The organism is Shewanella maritima, from assembly GCF_004295345.1.
Classification (GTDB): Bacteria; Pseudomonadota; Gammaproteobacteria; order Enterobacterales; family Shewanellaceae; genus Shewanella; species Shewanella maritima.
In genome coordinates, this window is record NZ_CP036200.1 from 3,929,539 (window position 1) to 3,947,485 (window position 17,947).

Below are 17,947 nucleotides of genomic sequence, written 5' to 3' on the forward strand. Positions count from 1 at the left end.
ATACAATTGGTTTTACTAATGCCGTTCAATATCCCCATTGCTCTAACTTTCTTTCGACTGCTGCTGTTGCCAGTATTCGTGGTTCTTTTCTATATGCCGCATAGTTGGTCGGCATTTGCTGCTGCATTTGTATTTTGGTTGGCTGCGGTAACCGATGCGCTTGATGGTTACGCAGCGAGAAAGCTGAATCAATCAACTCGATTTGGTGCATTTCTCGATCCCGTTGCGGATAAAGTTATGGTGTCAACGGCGTTGGTGTTGCTAGTGCAGCAATACGATAACTTGTTTATTACCATTGCGGCATTATTTATGATTGGTCGCGAGATTGTGATTTCTGCATTACGCGAGTGGATGGCTGAGATTGGCAAGCGTGGTGTAGTCGCTGTGTCATGGATTGGTAAGTATAAAACCGCTGCGCAAATGGTGGCGATTATTGGCTTAATTTGGAAACCAAATGAGCTGTTAACTAATGTCGCCTTTGGTCTATTTTATTTTGCCGCAATCTTAACTTGTTGGTCTATGTTTGCTTACATTGCCGCAGCTTGGAAAGATTTAACCAGAGAATAGCGCGCAAAAACGCCAATAAGTTTAATAACTGTGCAAACAGTTAAATAACACCAAATCAGCATTTGACAGCAAAGGTTAAATCGGTAGAATGCTCCCTCGTAGACAACGGACTAGCCGATAACTGATTAGGTTGCTGCTTTAACCAAGTTTACAATATGCGACATTAGCTCAGTTGGTAGAGCGAAACCTTGCCAAGGTTTAGGTCATCGGTTCGAACCCGATATGTCGCTCCAAAGGCGCGATGGCAGAATGGCTATGCTGCGGATTGCAAATCCGTCGATCTCGGTTCGACTCCGGGTCGCGCCTCCACAATATTGTGTTTAATGGATGTATTTACATCGGTTAAAACAACACTTTGCCCGAGTGGTGGAATCGGTAGACACAAGGGATTTAAAATCCCTCGCTGAATAAGCGTGCCAGTTCAAGTCTGGCCTCGGGTACCATTATTATGGTGTAAAAAAGCCTCAACGAAAGTTGAGGCTTTTTTGCGTCTAGACCGGTAGTAAAGCTCTGAGATTTAAAACCCCTCGCGCTCTTGTTGAAAAGATGAAAAAGAAGTCGTACTACTTTGGTTTATAAAGAGTAGTCTGGCCTCGGGTACCTTGATTAACTCTGTTAAGAGTGGTGTAACAAAGCCTCAACGAAAGTTGGGGCTTTTTTGGGATTTAGCCTGATTGCTCTGAGATCAACAAGCCCTCACATGTTTTCAAAATAGTACGTGCAGTGACTAACCATTATCGCTATCAATCAATTCGATTAATAGTTGTCCCAGTGTCTCTATGCCTTGTTGCATTTGCTCATCCCAAGGCAGGGCAAAGGTAATTCTGAAATAATTGTCATAGCGTTCATCAAATGAAAACATTGCTCCGGGGGCTATGGATATGCCGTTTGCTATGGCTCTGTCCCATAAAGTCTTACTTGAGATATGCTCGGGTAATTTAAACCATAGGCATGGCCCACCAGTTATTTCGCTGCACTGCAGACCATTTGGTGCGAGGCGGTTGAGGGTTGGGGATAAGATGTCGAGGCTGCGGTTAAGGTTGACCTGCATTTGCGCGCGTAGCCTATCGCAATGTTTATGGTACAGCTTGTTGTCAAACAAAGTATTGAGCATCTGCTGCAAAGCGATACTTGGCTCTTCACAGATGGTTTGTTTGGTTAACTGGCATTCCTGAAAAACGTTGATGGCGACGAGGTAACCTAGGCTGAAACTTGGGCTTAAGGTGTCATAAAAATCCCCTATGCTTATCACCTTGTAGCTTGGGTAAGATTTCGCTAGTAATGCCAATGATATCGGTCTCTGGCTACCAAAATATAACTCACCTCTGTCGTACTCTATTAAAGTCACCTGTCGCGCTTTTGCCCAAGCTAGTAGCGCTAGCTTATCCTGTGTGCTAAGCACACGGCCATTGGGGTCGGCAAAGTTAGGATTTACCAGATAAACGTTAAAAGCCTGCTTGTCGTGCACAGCACTTAGCAGGGCAATTTCATCTTGATATTTGGCTTGCATTGGCACTTCTATTACTTCTGCATTGACTGCTTTGAGTGTCGCTTGCAAATAGTATGAAATGGGCGATTCTACTGCTATTGGCTGGCTAAGTGCATTTGTCGACATTAAGGCAACCAGTAAACTATCTTTTCTGCCATGGGTGATCAAAATATCGTTACTGGATAGTCCACTTTGCTTATGCCTTGGTAGTGTTTGATTAGATAGCATTTGGCTTGGCTGTAAATGGTGCGATGCAAACGACAAGTGTTTCGCTAGGTTTGCTCTAAGGGCTGGTAAGCCCTCTACTGGATCATCCATCAGCATTTTATAGGGGCGCGTTGCTAGCGCTTTGCGGTGCAATTTATTTAAAAGTAATTCGTTGTCCAGTACCGAGCTGGGCGCAGTGCACGAAAGTGGTAGTAGATTAGGGTCATTGAGTGAGTATTGTACCGCCATATCAAGTGCCTGGCCTGCCTTTACTCGGTTAATCGACTGACCATGGTCGATAAGCGGCTTTGACGCCACTTTAGCGACAAAATACCCTTGCTTGGGCTTGGCGATGACATTGCCTAAGCGCTCTAATTCTTGATACGCCTGAACCACGGTTGAAACTCCTAGCTGGTATTGCTTTGCTGCTTGTCTTACTGAGGGGAGTTTGTCGTGCAGCGCTCCTGAATCGATCTGCTCGCAAATAGTTTGAACTAGTTTGCGGTACTTAAAACTTGTCATGGCATTAATCTGTATTGGTTTATTTTTGTTGAAACTGTATCTGTTTTGTTTTTAAGCTGTCAATTATGCTGAGTTGTAGATGAATGCTGGCCGGTGACATCAATAAACAAAAAAGTTAATAACAGGAAAAGATGAGGTAGCACGTGATTTAGCTCAAGAACTAGCTCAAGAACTTGCTAGATGCAGATAGTAACTGCTTACTTTTAGCTTACAAGCTGGTGGAGTTAAGTTGTATATAGTTGCTGAGCGTGGTCGAGAGTAGCTAACTAATGCCTAGGGCCTGTTGATCTTTGCTGATTAGAATTTGTTCGAATTAAAAGCACTTTAATCGCGACGCGAGCGATGACGTCTAGTCATCTAAACAAATTCGCTCGAAACAAAGAGTAAAGTGCTTTTAAACGAACCTTTCAGGCAGCGCTTGTTGTCATTTCTACTGCGTAACGACTTATCATGTGGAACAACCACACATCAAAGTCGTTGCCTTGTATAAATTTTCAACAAGCAGCTGCAAAAATAATCTTGAAAGATCAACAGGCCCTAGTAACAGCCTCATTAAATCCTTGTTGAATCTTCACACATGGAGCAAGCAATGAAAATAATTACTGAAACTCCAAGGTTGATAATTAGGGAATTTAACCTTGATGATGCCCAAGCAGTATATGACTTTAATGAGCCAGTTGAGGTAAACCGATATACGGGCGATGCCGGCATGTGTACCAGTCTCGCGGATGCGAGAAATATCATTACTGATATTTGGCTTAAAGAGTATGCAGAGCATGGCTTTGCCCGCTGGGCGGTGGTGTACAAAGAGACCAATCAAGTCATTGGCTTTTGTGGCTTCAAGCAAGAGACGCGCTTTGACGGTGTTGATATTGGCTATCGGCTTCACCCAGATTATTGGGGCAAAGGCATTGCCACTGAGGCGAATCAGGCTTGTATTGATTATGCCAAAGCGCATATGCCGCTTGATGAAGTCTTTGGCGATGTGATACCTGAAAACCTAGGTTCGGTTAATGTGCTAAAGAAGTTAGGGCTTACTTACCTTACCAATTACTATGAAGATGGACTCAAGGTCGATAGATATCGTATTTCACTGAACGATATTTAATAGATTATCGCCGCGGTAAATTATAAATTGACTGCCACAGGTAGCTATTTTTAAGCATGTAAAAAGGCTACCTAGGTAGCCTTTTTTGTTTATTTAACCTTAATTATTGATACTCGCCTATGAGCTTCAAGAGCGCTGGAAGGTGTTGTTTATCCAGCTTGGCAATTTCAGCTTGCTCAGCCAGAACTTGATGCAAAATCTCCTGACTCGTTAAGGGATTTGCTAACACAACCCTAAATACCGTAGTGACTTGCCTATGATACTTAGCGGGCTTAATGCGAGTACGCGATACAAACGATTTACCTTGTTCGCGCTGGTGCTTTTGAATAAAGCGAGTGAGTAGGTCAAGCTTATGATTAATTTGCTCAACCATTTGTGTATCACCGCGCTCGATAGCGAGTGCCAATTTTGGTTGGATGCTAGCTGGCACGTAACGATAAGTGAGCAAGCATAGCTCTGGTTTAGTTACTAATTCAAAATCAGGATTAGTCTCAATAAGCTCGGCAAAATAACGCGCTTTCTCGAGACTGTTATCGATTAAAATCTCGTAACCGTCACGACCAATAATTTGCAGGCAAGCGTGTACTAGCATCGCCATGCCTGGGCGTGAGCCTTCAAGTGTTTGGCTACCAAGATCTTTAGAGCCAACACGAAGAATATACTCGGCATGATGCACAATAGATTGCGCTAGTTCTGGGTCTTTAAATAGCACCATACCTGCGCCCATTGGCACGTACATTTGCTTGTGGGCATCAATGGTGACTGAATCAGCAAGTTCAATACCCGCAAGTAAGTGTCGATATTTATTTGATAGTAGACTCGCGCCGCCCCAAGCTGCATCAACATGAAAGTGGCAATCAATTTCTTGTGCAAGCTGTGCAAGTTGGGCTAGTGGGTCGACATTGCCTGTTTCTGTGGTACCAGCAACACCCACAATCGCCATAACGCGAGTATTGTTGGCCTTTAGCTCAGCGGCTTTTTGGCGCATTAATTCAACATCGACCTTGTTGTTGGCGTCAGTTGGAATACTAATGATGCTTTCGCGGCCAATACCAAGTAAATCAGCGGCTTTTCCAAGAGAATAGTGACCGCGCTCTGACACTAAAATCGCCACATCATCATAGCCATAATGCTTAAGTGCGCGATGTAAACCTTGTTGGTTAATTCCTTTAAAATCACCATCTGCTTTAAACAGGCGGTTGCGGGCTATCCACAACGCACTGATGTTAGCCACTGTGCCGCCCGAGCACATTGCACCAAGTGAATGATCGGCGCTATGCATCAGCTTTTTATAAAAGCCTTGGTCATTTTGGTAAACCAAATGATGCATCATACCCAGTACTTGACGTTCAAGCGGGGTAAAGGCTTTTGAGGTTTCGATTTTTACCAGATTCTGGTTCAGACCGACCATCATCTTAGATAATGGCAGTACAAAATAAGGTAGCGCTGAAGTCATGTGACCGATAAAGCTTGGCGCTGCGGTATGAACCGAATGAGCCACCAAGTTTTGCATGATCTCATCGGTATAGTCGGAGACATACTTCGGCTTGCTTGGGATCTGGTGGGCAAGAAAATCTTGCTCAATGAGGCCAAGTGGCTTTTCTAGTGCAGCAATACTGTCACCTAGGAAGCCGGCTAAGTCTTCTGAAAGCTTTTTCTCAATAATACTGAGTGTTGAAGTTTCATCCTCAGGCACGGTAAAAATCCGTAGCAGGCTATCTTCAGAAGCTTGTGCTTGGCGTGAGTGTTTCAAGGTCATTGATTTGTTTTTGCCATAATTATTATATTTACGCCGTCGCTGTGTGCGTTCAATGACTAGCGCGGCGATCAAGCCTGCCACTTTACTTTAAGGACTCGCTAGCATCAAGTTTTTACCATGTGATGACAGGTATCACTCGCGCTAACACTTTTTACTGCCAAATCACGCACAATTGAGTTCGAGTTAACGAGATGAATTCTAGCCTTAATCATCAGTTTTGCTAGTTGTTGAAGGGTGGGGCGTTTTAATAAAAATTAAGGGCACTCATGAGTGCCCTTAAGGTTTTAGCGTCTTTGGTTGACTAGGATGCGCAGTTTAAGTGATGAAGGCTTTGCTTACACATTTAACTTCAGCGTAGCTGCGATGTTTGCTGAGGTTGTCACTAAGTTATGCTTAGCTTGGGCTAGCACTGTTTCTAATGGTGCAAGTTGATTCACTACCGCGAAAATAGCTTTAGCACCCTGGCTTTTTATCGCCTCGGCGTTATCGCCCAAACAGCCTGCGATGGCAATTGTCGGCACGTTTAGTTGATTAGCGACTTCGAGTACGCCCATTGGCGTTTTGCCATATACGGTTTGTCCATCCAGCCTACCTTCACCCGTGATAACTAAGTCAGCGCCTTTACAGTAGCTTGCTAAGTTAACGGTTTGGGTAACGATTTTAACCCCAGGGCTTAAGGTGCCGTTTAGGTAACTCATCACCCCGTAACCCATACCGCCTGCCGCGCCGCTACCCGCAAGGCTTGCGACATCGTGTTGCTGATTTAGGTGCGCAGCTGTAACACGAGCAAAGTTAGCAAGTGCGGCATCTAGTTGCTCTACCATCAACTCAGTTGCGCCTTTTTGTGGGCCAAAGACTGCAGATGCACCGCGCTCGCCACATAATGGATTATCGACGTCACAGGCAACTAAAAACTGGCAATTATCTATGCCTGGGTGCAAGTTGCTGGTATCAATCGAGGAGATGTTTCTAAGCACTAAACCGCCTTGAGCGACGACTTGATCATTGGCATCGAAAAACTTTGCACCTAGCGCTTGCAGCATCCCCACGCCAGCATCGTTAGTGGCACTGCCACCTAACCCAAGAATGATTTTGGTCACGCCATTGTCAAGCGCATGTTTGATCAGTTCCCCTGTGCCAAAGCTGGTGGTCACCAGAGGATTTCTTAGCTCAGGCTGTACGTGATGCAACCCTGATGCAGCCGCCATTTCGATAACAGCGGTTTTTTCATCATTGGCACCAGCTTCATCGCAGATTAAGCCATAGAAAGCTTCGACGTTATCGCCTAATGGACCACTTACATTCACCTTAATGATTGAACCTTGGGTAGCATCAACCATGGCTTGTACTGTTCCTTCACCACCGTCAGCCATGGGTACTTTGATGTATTGCGCGTCGGGCAACTCTTGCTTAAAGCCTTGCTCGATGGCCTCTGCCACCTCTAATGCAGTTAGGCTTTCTTTGAAAGAGTCTGGGGCAATAACAATTTTCATGATTGATGCAACTCCGAATTAAAGTAGAACTAGGCTTAAAATGTAAACCAGTGTCATTGCACTTAAGCCTTGCACCAGTGTTGCCATGGTTTGTGCGCGATACGCTTGCTGAACGCTCATGCGGCTAAATTGAGTGACCACCCAGAAGAAGCTGTCGTTAGCATGAGAAACCGTCATCGCACCGGCACCAATCGCCATTACCGTCAATACGCGGCCCATGTCACTTGCTAGGCCAATATCGCCTAATAATGGTGCAACGAGTGCAGAGGTTGCTACAAGTGCAACCGTTGACGAACCTTGTGCTGATTTAAGCGCAGCTGCCACGATAAATGGCATAAAGATACCAATACCCAGCGCTGACAGGCTCTCGCCAAGGTAGTGGCCAATTTCAGTCGCTTTTAGAATGGCGCCAAATGCTCCGCCAGCACCAGTAATTAGCAAGATAGGTGCCGCAACAACTAGGCCTTGGCTAATACGCTCACCAAACTCTTTGATTTTGTCGTCTGACTTTAACAGGCTAATTGATAGGAACAGGCCGATCATCAAGGCGTTCACTGGCTGACCAAGGAAACTAAATATCTCGAATAAGCTACCATCACCAAAAGGTGCAGAAGGGAACTTAGCAATCGATGCTAGGCAAATGAGTAAAATTGGTACAAAGATAGGCGCAAAGGCTTTGAGCGCTGATGGCAGTTCACCATAGCTGTCTTTTAGCTTTTGGTAGTCTTCTTGTACTTGTAGCTCTTCACTGCCTTCACCATCTGGTTGTTCATTTTTAAAGCGGTTAGCCCAAAGCATACCAGCAAAGGCTGCCGTGGCAGCAACAAACACACCAACAGCAATAACAGTACCAAGCTGCGACTCAAGTCCTAGGTTACCTGCTGCGGCAATAGGGCCCGGCGTTGGCGGCACAAATGTGTGGGTAGCATATAAACCTGTGGCTAGTGCGACACTCATTGACACGCTAGATACACGCATACGGTTTGCCATAGATTGCTTAAGCGAGTTTAAGATGACAAAACCCGAGTCACAAAATACAGGGATTGACACGATATAACCAATGATTGACATGGTTAGCGTTGGAAAGCGCTTGCCAAGCAGTTTGATGACTACATCGGCCATGGTAATCGCGGCGCCACTTTTCTCTAATATGGTACCTATGATTGTACCGAGTACTATGACTAAACCAATGTAGCCAAGGATACCACCAAAGCCAGAAGTGATAGTTTTGGCGATGTCGGCGCTTGGTAAGCCATAGGCGAAAGCGGCAAGGAAAGAGGCGAGGATAAGGGTTAAAAACGGATGAAGCTTGAATTTTGCAGTTGCGATTACGATGAAGGCAATCACTGCAATCAGGATCAATAGCATGCTCATGGGCGGTCTCGTATTATTATTTGGTCTTTTGTTAGTGCAATCTTTTTAGTATTTGCAACAAACTACACGGCTCCTGCCAACGCAGTTTGCTGGTAACGGTATTATCGACTAATTCCAAGATGTGAACTTTGTGCGAGTGAACAATTTTGTCGTTGGGTGAAGAGCATCTTTTGTGCATATGCACATGACAAGGTGCGCGACTTCACACTTAGGGCTTTACCCCCTATTTAGGTGAGTTTTAAGCTGCAATTATTTGAGAATTAAAAAGAGAAGTTAGTGCGAGATCAAACTACCCAGATACAGGCTGAGTAAACCGTCAAAACTATTAATGTCTGTGTTGGTTAGCGTTGAAATTTTATCGAGTCGATAGCGCAGGGTATTACGGTGAATATATAAACTTTCGGCGCAGCTTTTTAAGTCACCTAGGTTATTAATATAAGCGTGGAAGGTTTTTACCAATTGCCCGTCTTTATCGTTTGTTTGCAGTTTTTGAAATGGACCAGACAAAGCTTCGCCGCGCCAATGATGTTTTAGCCCAGATAGCAGTACCTGCAAGCTGTAATCTTCAAACAAGTACTTGGTCATTTGTGGGTGCAGTTTTTTACCAAGTTGCAAGGTTTCCCTCGCGGTGCGATAAGACTTAGCAATCGATAGTTCATCGTCAAAGTAATGGCCAAGGGCGATATTGAGTTTTAGCTGCATGTTACTAGGAATACGCTTTAGCAGTTTATCGATACGTACACTTTCAAGCTCCGGGTTCCAGCTTTCACCGTCAAGAAATGCCGGTTTTAAAATCACCAGTTGGCTTAGTGAGGTCATGGCAATCAAGTTACCGCGATTGGGGTTTTGCAGTAAATATACAATCTGTTTTAAAGCGCGGTTATCTTGCAGGTGTTTCGAATCCACTGATTCAACTTCGATAATAGCTGCAACTCTTGGCATTGAAAGATCTACACCTAATTGAATCGCCCATTGTCTGAGCGACGGAACGTCATGCTCTTTGGCCTTAATAAGCTGCAGAATAAATTCTTCTTGCTGGCGGTGCTGCCATTGAGTATTCGCTTGATGGTTTGCTTGCTCAAATATCACCTCGGCAGTCATTCTTAGCATCTCGCCGTAGTGGCGGGTGTTAGCTGGTTCGCCCGTTATGCCGATGACGCCAATAATTCGCCCGCGATAGTGCAGAGGCAGGTTTACGCCAGGTTTGACACCTTGCAAGCTATGACTGCTACCTGTGGTAATTTCTACATTGCGGTTTTGGCTAATTGCCAGCAAAGCGCCTTCATGAGTCTCACCTAACCGTTGTTTATCCCCTGAGCCAATAATGACGCCGCTTGCATTCATCACATTGATATTAAATTCAATGATATGTCGAGTACGCTCTACAATAGCGTTGGCTGTGATAGCGTCAATTTCAAACATAGTGTCGACTTTAAATAGGGCTTAGAGATTGCCTATCTTAATCGAAATCAGCATCGAGCGATAAGGGGATGTTGACTTGTCTGATTTACTTTGAAGTAAGTATACGTTTCAGCAAGGTTTGTAAGCTAAAGGAAGAGTGTGGGCGAATGTATATCTAAAGGTAAGCAAAAAATAAAGGGCAAATTCCATCTGCCCAAATTCATCACAAGATAATTCACCTGTTAATAATATGTTAAACAAGTGTTTAATTCAAGTAAAAAGCCGGCTTAAGTGCCGGCTTTGTGATCTAGACAGTATGAAAACTAAGAGTGAGCTAGAGCTGGTAACTCATGCTCAACATTACCATGTGAGCGTTGTAATCATGTTTATTGCTGCCTAAGGTCAACACATTGTCTATACGACTTGGGTTGATGCTATTGGCTGGGTCATTATCTAAGTAGTCTTCCATAATGTAGTCAAAGCGTAAGCCGAGCTTATCAGTCGCCTGATATGTAGCATAAGCATTGATGTTATGGATTTCAGCAAAGTAATTGCCATAGTCACCAGTGATCCCTTGCGTTACCTGGGTATTACTGTCAGAGCGAGAGTAGGTGTAGTCGATACCTAGGCGTAACTTGCTGTCCATTAGGTTGTCGTACATTAAGCCTACGCCACCAACATTGACCTTATCTTCAACATCTGAGGTCCAGTTAGCTGTGATGCCATTTGAGCTGCCAGCTTGAGCCGAATCAATCGTTTGGTAGCTATAGAAAGCGTTAACTGACACGTCTTTATTGATGGCATAGTGCGCGTTGATGTCGTAACTGGTGTCTTTCGACTCAGTTAAGCCCACTTCAGTGTTGTGGTAGTCATCATTGGCATAGCGTACACCGAAATCAATGTTGAGTGATTCGATTGGACTATGGTTAAAGCGTGCCTCAACTTGAGTACGTTTACGGTCGGCTAGGTAGTATTTTCTTAGCAGCTCATTTTGCTCAGAAGAAGACCATTTTGACGCTTGGTACTCAGAGCCGTCACGTTGACCATAATCCGCTTTTAACCACATATCCCACTTTTCAAAGGTGTTAACGCGGATACGAGCCCAAACATTGTTTTCGTCAGTTTTCTCACGGTCTTGGTAGTTGCGCTCGTCACGTTTAAAGTCATAGCCACCGTCAAGCTTGATATCGCGAGTGATTCGATAGTTGGCTGCCAGTTTAAATCTATGATTAGTGTAATCGTAAGATGGATTATACGCAGTCACACCTGTGACATTATCAACACTGACCTGAGTCCAAGGACGAATTTGGCTGTTGTTGGCGCGATCGTTGTAGTCGTAGCTTGCGGTGATACGCAGGTCACGGTTGACTCTGTGGTTGCCTTTAAGGTTTAAGCCTACTAGATCAACCGTGGCGTCGAGTGACTCAGTTGGTAGCTCATAGCCATAACCAATAGTACTGAACTCTTGGTCTTGGCTCATTTTACCCATCATAATGCGACCGTTAAGTACGGTAGCATCAAGCTTATACATACCCGCTAGGGAAATGGTATGGGCTTCGTTATCTGGATCTAATGACAATACGCCGTGAGTTTGTGCACCAAAGGTTGGGCTAAATGCGCTTTCAAATACGACTTCATTGTAGCGGTTTTTAAACACTGAACCATTGTAGTTTAAACTCGCGAACCAGTTATCACCGCCCATCTTAACGCCTGCATCAAGCGTATCAGTGGTGTAATCGACAGGCTCAGCAATCATCATAGAACGGTCGTGAATGCTACCTGAAGCTTGTTTTGTCCCGGTTTTTTCTTCGCGCTGGAAGTCAACGAAGGTCGTTAAATTAGACTCAGTTTGATATTCAAAACCAAGGCCAGCACGTTGACGTTCTTGTTTTAGCTCTATGGTTTGTAGGCTATTTTCAAGCTCAGTCATACCACCAGTTGTACCAGCGTGTACCCAATTGTCAGGCAAAGTAAGGTTATTACCTCCAATACCTGAATAAGGCGAAGTTGCTGTATTTGACTTATAGTGTGCGATGCTACGGTAGTTAAAATTGATGTTGTAAGTACCAGCCTTACCGACATTCAACTCCATACGACCATTGTCTTTACCTAGGTTGTCAGCTTTTAAGTCCGCTTTATAACCGGTTTCGCCTGTATAGCGAATATCTGCATCGACTTTGCCTGCATATTCTTCGCTACTTCCAAATGCGTTGGCAGACTTTAAGTCGCTTTCACTATTGTAACCAACGCCTGCACCTACGCTGCCAGTGTAACCTGTTTCAACGGTGCAACCTTTACACTTCCATTTGTCGAATTTCACTTTGTCAGTGTTGGCGTTAGCGATGTCATAGCCGCCTGCCATGGCTGCAAAGCTAGTGTTGGCAAGTAGGGCTAGGGTAATTAGATTTAGTTTTGTTTTCATAAACTTGTCTCCTAGCGCTGCAGTAACTTGCCAGACGGGTGGTTAGAGCCATGAACCTGGTTGTGACAGTTCAGACAGCTTCTTCCGCCAGTGTAGGCATTGTCGTTAACGTTTGAGCCTTGGCCAGTATTACCAAAGTATGGGTTGCGAGCGTGACCACTAGTGTGACATTGCTGACACAATTGAGGTGCACGGGTTTTCACCATACCTTCATTGACACTGCCGTGAGGATTATGACAAGTCACACAGTTTTCAGTCACAGGCGCGTGTTCCCAAAGTTTTGGACCACGTTTTTCCGCGTGACATGAGTAGCAGGTTTCGTTGATGCTTGGTTTAACAAGATCTGAATCGCTTAGGCTACCGTGTGGGTTGTGACAGTCGCTACAAGTCATTTGGTTCCACTTAAGTGGGTGACTTGAGCGTTTGTTCATATCAGCTTTTGCCTTAGTGTGACAGCTAGTACAAACTTGGTTTTCAGTCTTTTTATCCAAAATTGGATCAGCCGGTGTATGAACGCTGTGACAAGAGGCACATGCTACATCAGCATTATCATGATGACTGCTATCCCAGTTCATACGTTTGTCATCGGTGTGACAGCTCATACAAACACTGTTTTGCTTTTCAGCACTTAAGGTTGAATCTTTACCAAAGGTAATCATTGGTTCACGACCGCCACGGTTGTGGCTGCCTTGTGGGCCATGACAAGCTTCACACTGCAAACCTGCCATTGGACTTTTTGAAGACTCAATTTGACCGTGAACGCCTTTAAATAGGTCCATGACCTTTTCTGAGCGCTTGTGGCACATTAAACAAGAGTCAGCACCCTTTGAAGAATACTTACCTTCAGCAAATTTTGCATCTAGGGTTGCTTCAATCTCTTCCGGGGTCATTTTTTCATCCCACTTTGCTGCGCTGGCATTGAAACTTGCACTTGAAGCAAGTACGGCAACGGCGAGCAGGGCTGGGAAAACGCGTGTCAATTTATGTTTCATTTTCATAATTGTTTACCTAATTTGTCCGTGTAATTTAGGTAACTTTTGTAAGGAGAAGCATGGCTTCTCCTTAGTTACTACAAAGTTACGGCAAATTAAAATTGAATCGCGGTGTGATTCTCGATAGTAGGCTTATGACAACCCAAGCAGAACTCAAGTTGTGCTGCGTCATTAGCTTCTTGGTAGCCAGTATTAACTAGGCCGCCTTGGCTTTCTGCGTGAGCTTTAATTTCATCGAAGCCGTGACAAGAAGCACAGGTAGCTGTGATAGGCGTAGTGTACTGGCCTGCCGCTGTAGCTAGGGCGCCTTTTACCTTGAATGCGTCTAGGTTAAAGTCATTGTGACATTGAGCACAATCTTGAATGATTGCTTGCTCACCATGAACGCTATGAAGCTTCATTTCAATCGCGCCTTGGTTGCCACCAGATGCGTAAGTACCATCTGGCGTGTGGCATGATGCACAACCGTCAATACCGACAGTCATTACACCATCGACTTCACGGCCTAATTGCTCAGTCATGATAAAGCCTGCATGATAACCTTTATGTAGCTCGAAGGTTTCGCCATGACAGCCCTGACAGGTGTCGAAGTTAACTGAGTCAATGTGACGGAAGCTTGGCTCTGCACCAGAATATGTACCGTGAGTTAGCTCAGCTTTCATGCTGCTGGTGGCAATACCTTCACCACAGTCAACTGCTTCGCCGCCTTCGTTACACATTTCAAGACCGATAAAGCTAAAGGCGGTATCAGTATCGCCTGCGCCAAACGGTAGAGAATCGATAACGTAAGTTAGCTTACCATCAACAATCGTGACGTCAGCTTGCAGTTCACCAGATTTGACTAAATCTTTAGTGACTTTTTTGTAGCCTGTAACAGGGCTTGGGTTATAGCCCATGATAGGGAAGTTAGGACCAACGTTAGTGATAGTTTCTACGCGTTGTAGTTTGCTCACTAGGTTTGTCACATCAAGAGCTTGACCATTAGCGTCTTGAATTGTTACTGAAAGCGTAGCTGACATGTCGTTGTCATCAGCTTTGTTTGCAACCAATGTCGCGCTCATACCGTATTGATCAATAAAGTCTTTGGCATCAACAAACTTCTGGGTGTGAATTTCTTCAGTCCAGCTCGCGTTGTGACATGCAATACAGTTAGAGTTGTCTTGTTGCTGTGAGTGACCTTTACCTGCCGCAAAGTCGATACCGGTATGACAACTTGTACAAGTTTCCATAGTTGGCATTTGCGTCCAGTTTTGCCATTCAGTTAGATTTTCGTCTTCAACGTGACATGCTTGGCAATTGTCTTGGATAAGGCTTTGTGCATGCGTACCGTTATATTCATTGCCATACTTGTCAGTAAAGGTTTTATTTGGGTTATGAATATTGTGGATTAAATGATTCCACTGGCTTTCCGTGCTTAGTGAGCTGCTATGGCAAGTTGCACAAGTTTCTTGTGTGTAGTAACTGCTATGGCGACGAGTTAGGGGCTCACTTTCAGTGTGACATGCAGTACATGTTTCGTGAGATACAATGTTCTTGGTGTATTTAGCGTCGTAACCTTGGCCGTCAAAATCTTCAACAATTTCACGGCGAGGTACAGACGTTTTACCGTCAGCTAAGGTTGAGTCTTTACCGCCAGCGTACACATTATAACGCTGGGTTAACTCGGCGTTGAAACCATCTGGTTCTACAGTAAAGGTATAGCTGCCATCTTTATGGTCTGTGTAGTTGTCGCTACCAGATGCACGTGCAGTACGTGTCCAGTATGCAGCGTTACCTGGCCCAGATGCGTGCGCTGGTGTCAGCTGAGCAACAACAATGCCTAAATCAACAAGGCCGATAACAGGCTTGTCTTCTTCATTGGTTGCAAACACTTCAATGGTAGGAATGCCATCTTGATAAGTGACTTTAGTGACATCAAGGTTAAGTACGTTGATGGCTTCGGCAGGTTCGCCGCCAGGCTTACCGTTTTCCCCGTCGTTACCATCACTACCACAACCGGCTAAGGTCATTGACGCTGCTGCGATTAACATCGCGATTTTTGTATATTGTGTCTTCATCATATTTTCCCTGCAAAAGGTAAAACATTGAGCTTACTGGCAGTATTTTCTGCAACGAGTACCGTAATCAGCGGTTATTTTGTAAAATTCAGTTAAGCTAATGCTGGAACAGATTCCTATTACTAAGACTACTGAATATCGTCAGATAAATCTTTAATCACTCATATAATGTGTGAAGCAGATCTGTCTAATTCTTTTTAGGTAGTTTTTACGCTAAATCTTTCTTATCTAACGAACTATAAAATACAGAGCCGCAATGAAGCGGCTCTGTATTATTTAGTCATTAAGACTTAGTGACCACCCCAGTTTGAGTGGGCATTTAATATGTTGGTATCACTGTGACATGTAGAACAAGACTCTTGAACATTAAGAGCATCATACTCTGCTTTAGGAATGCCAAGTTGGTCCAATGTTCCAACTACGCCACCATTAGACTCAATATGGCTAATCGTACTTGAACTTAAACCATATGGTGGTACGTGACAGCTTACACAAGCGGCAGTTTGAGGTGATACAACAAGCAAGCCGTCGTCATCTTTACCAAATGCTACTGGTGCAGCGTCAGCGCTAATACTTCTGATAGAGAAGCCATCTTCACCATGACAAGCTTGACACTCCGTCTTCTTGAAGAACAACTCTCCACTTGAATCGTAAACATAGTGCTTAGAGTGAACTTTAGTCGCTAGATTGGACGCGTCATTACCTGACGTTGCACGGGTGCCGTTGTGACATGTTGCACAGCCATCAATGTCATTAGTGTAACGATGGGTGATTTGCGTTGTATGACACTGTTGACAATCAGCCATCTCAGCATGTTGCATTCTTGGAGACGCATCAACCGTAGTACCGTCTAGATTGAAATAGTAAGTATCGGATGTAACATAAGGAGCATCTTGGTTTAAGACGTCATACTTATGGGTACCATCACCTGGAGTCGGGGTGCCATTGTCGTCACCTGGCTCATAAGTACACTCAGTAACTTCACCACGATGCGAACATACATGAACTTGGCTACTTAACGTAATTGTAGAGCCAGCGTTAATTAGTGTTGCAATGTTGAATTCTGCTGCGCTAATTGTAGCAGTTATTGAGCCATCAGCTTGTTCAACGAACTTGTCGAAACCGACTTTTTGGTAGTTGACTAAGAAGTCATCAGTTAACACACCATTAATTAAAATTGCGCTGTTAAAGCCGCTATATTTATATGGACGAGAGTCGATTTCCTTAATAGAAACCACATTCTCACCATTCATCACAGTGAAGTTAGCTTTGATATCTGATTTGTCTTCAGCCACCACCATAGAGTTGAACACAACTTTGATTTGGGTTGCTAGATTATTACTATTTTTGACATAGTGAGCATCCTCTGCACCACGAGCAAAGTCGCTGTGACATTCAAGACAATTGTCGCCTTGTTTATGTGACTTAGGAACACCAGCTGCTTCTGCCGCAGGGCTAGGTGAGTGACAGCTCCAACATGCTGTAGTATCCATGTCCGCTTTCCAGCTATCACTAAGATTTAGCTCTTCATTCGGGTTATGACATGTTTGACAGTTAGATGTCATTTGAGGGTAAACACCAGCATCGCTGTAGTTCGACACATTGTGAATATTGTGTGCCATCGCTTTGATAGAACCATCGAAGATATATGCATCGCCTAGAGGATTACCATCAGCATCTTTGTCTTGTTTGGTATAGCGGTTGTAATCAGTATGACAGAACGAGCATGCTTCTTCGGTCGTATGCTTGCTTCCATGGAATGCAAGTGCGCCATTTTGTCCATCTCTGTGACAGGTTTGACAATCTGAGTTAGCTAAAATTTGCAATGGCTTTTCTTCTACGGAGTCTGTAGCTGGAATCCAGTAGAAAAAGCTGTTGTCAACTAATGTTTGTTCTGCAACATTAGTTGTTTTAATTGACATGTAGACACCATTCGTCGTGTCTGCCACGTACTCATACTTGTCAAGGGTATCAATTGCCTTGTCAACTGTAATGGTATAAGTGCCATCTTTGTTATCTACAAAGCAATCAGTACATTCACTCGTGCTACCATTAAAGTAGCTAGAGCCAGTAAAATAACCATCACCCTTGTCTTTATTGTAATAGCTCAACCAAATTTGGCGCTCAACACTAGGGTTTACGATTTCGTCTTCACCTAGCTCGGTAGCGTTGCCGACACGACCAAAAGAAATAGCTGCAACATCTTGTTGGGTTAATCCAAATAGTGCTGCGCCGTTTGCATCGGCTAATCTAAATGTGATGCTTAAATAGCTATTCTCATCAACACTTGCATTAGTAATTGTGCTTTTTATATACGTTGCATTCTCAACAGGAGAGCCTACTGGACCATCTTTCCCATCTTCTCCATCTTTACCGTCACTACCACAGCCCGTTAGTGCTACAGTCAAAAGACCTGCACTAAACAAGGCTTTTGTTGCTTTGTTTAATGTTAAATGTTTCATCATATTTTCCCTGCAATTTTTTAGTCATCACTCTAAAAAATAAAGTGTGCGGCTTAACACCGAACTTAATCTTATAAAACCTGTTGCATTAGAT

11 protein-coding genes and 3 tRNA genes are annotated in these 17,947 nt (G+C 44.2%); 5 read left to right on the top strand and 9 right to left on the bottom strand.

Annotated features, from left to right (window positions below; translation table 11 throughout):
- The first annotated feature begins 18 nt into the window (after window positions 1-18).
- The 4 genes from pgsA (at window position 19) to EXU30_RS16670 (ending at window position 1,010) form a co-directional block, all read left to right on the top strand.
- The gene (pgsA, locus tag EXU30_RS16655) at window positions 19-567 is read left to right on the top strand and encodes a CDP-diacylglycerol--glycerol-3-phosphate 3-phosphatidyltransferase (RefSeq protein WP_130601909.1); all 549 of its coding nucleotides are present in this window, start codon (window positions 19-21) and stop codon (window positions 565-567) included.
- A 157-nt stretch (window positions 568-724) separates the two neighbouring features.
- A tRNA-Gly gene (locus tag EXU30_RS16660) sits at window positions 725-800 on the top strand.
- Between the two features lie 2 nt (window positions 801-802).
- Window positions 803-876, top strand: a tRNA-Cys gene (locus tag EXU30_RS16665).
- 48 nt (window positions 877-924) lie between these two features.
- Window positions 925-1,010: transfer RNA gene (locus EXU30_RS16670), tRNA-Leu, on the top strand.
- A 284-nt stretch (window positions 1,011-1,294) separates the two neighbouring features.
- Here the strand turns inward: EXU30_RS16670 and EXU30_RS16675 are convergent.
- Complete coding sequence (locus tag EXU30_RS16675) at window positions 1,295-2,785, bottom strand: aminotransferase-like domain-containing protein (protein ID WP_130601911.1); 1,491 nt, start codon at window positions 2,783-2,785, stop codon at window positions 1,295-1,297.
- Between the two features lie 589 nt (window positions 2,786-3,374).
- Here EXU30_RS16675 and EXU30_RS16685 point away from each other — a divergent pair.
- Window positions 3,375-3,893, top strand: coding sequence for a GNAT family N-acetyltransferase (locus EXU30_RS16685; RefSeq protein ID WP_130601913.1), 519 nt, complete (start codon window positions 3,375-3,377; stop codon window positions 3,891-3,893).
- 103 nt (window positions 3,894-3,996) lie between these two features.
- Here EXU30_RS16685 and panP read toward each other — a convergent pair whose 3' ends face one another.
- From panP to EXU30_RS16725, 8 genes are all read right to left on the bottom strand, one after another.
- Complete coding sequence (panP, locus tag EXU30_RS16690) at window positions 3,997-5,652, bottom strand: pyridoxal-dependent aspartate 1-decarboxylase PanP (RefSeq protein WP_130601915.1); 1,656 nt, start codon at window positions 5,650-5,652, stop codon at window positions 3,997-3,999.
- 335 nt (window positions 5,653-5,987) lie between these two features.
- A complete protein-coding gene (locus tag EXU30_RS16695; protein ID WP_130601917.1) occupies window positions 5,988-7,145 on the bottom strand; it encodes a glycerate kinase in 1,158 nt (385 codons plus the stop codon).
- 18 nt (window positions 7,146-7,163) lie between these two features.
- Entirely contained in the window at window positions 7,164-8,519 is a 1,356-nt protein-coding gene (locus tag EXU30_RS16700) for a GntP family permease (protein ID WP_130601919.1), read from the bottom strand.
- Between the two features lie 273 nt (window positions 8,520-8,792).
- Window positions 8,793-9,941 (bottom strand): sugar diacid recognition domain-containing protein, encoded by a 1,149-nt coding sequence (locus EXU30_RS16705; protein ID WP_130601921.1) that lies wholly within the window; start codon window positions 9,939-9,941, stop codon window positions 8,793-8,795.
- A gap of 313 nt (window positions 9,942-10,254) precedes the next feature.
- Entirely contained in the window at window positions 10,255-12,342 is a 2,088-nt protein-coding gene (locus EXU30_RS16710) for an MtrB/PioB family decaheme-associated outer membrane protein (protein ID WP_130601923.1), read from the bottom strand.
- 11 nt (window positions 12,343-12,353) lie between these two features.
- On the bottom strand, window positions 12,354-13,340 hold the full coding sequence (locus EXU30_RS16715; protein WP_130601925.1) for a DmsE family decaheme c-type cytochrome: 987 nt from the start codon (window positions 13,338-13,340) through the stop codon (window positions 12,354-12,356).
- Between the two features lie 89 nt (window positions 13,341-13,429).
- Complete coding sequence (locus EXU30_RS16720; protein WP_130601927.1) at window positions 13,430-15,394, bottom strand: OmcA/MtrC family decaheme c-type cytochrome; 1,965 nt, start codon at window positions 15,392-15,394, stop codon at window positions 13,430-13,432.
- A gap of 287 nt (window positions 15,395-15,681) precedes the next feature.
- A complete protein-coding gene (locus tag EXU30_RS16725; protein ID WP_130601929.1) occupies window positions 15,682-17,856 on the bottom strand; it encodes an OmcA/MtrC family decaheme c-type cytochrome in 2,175 nt (724 codons plus the stop codon).
- Window positions 17,857-17,947: the final 91 nt, after the last annotated feature.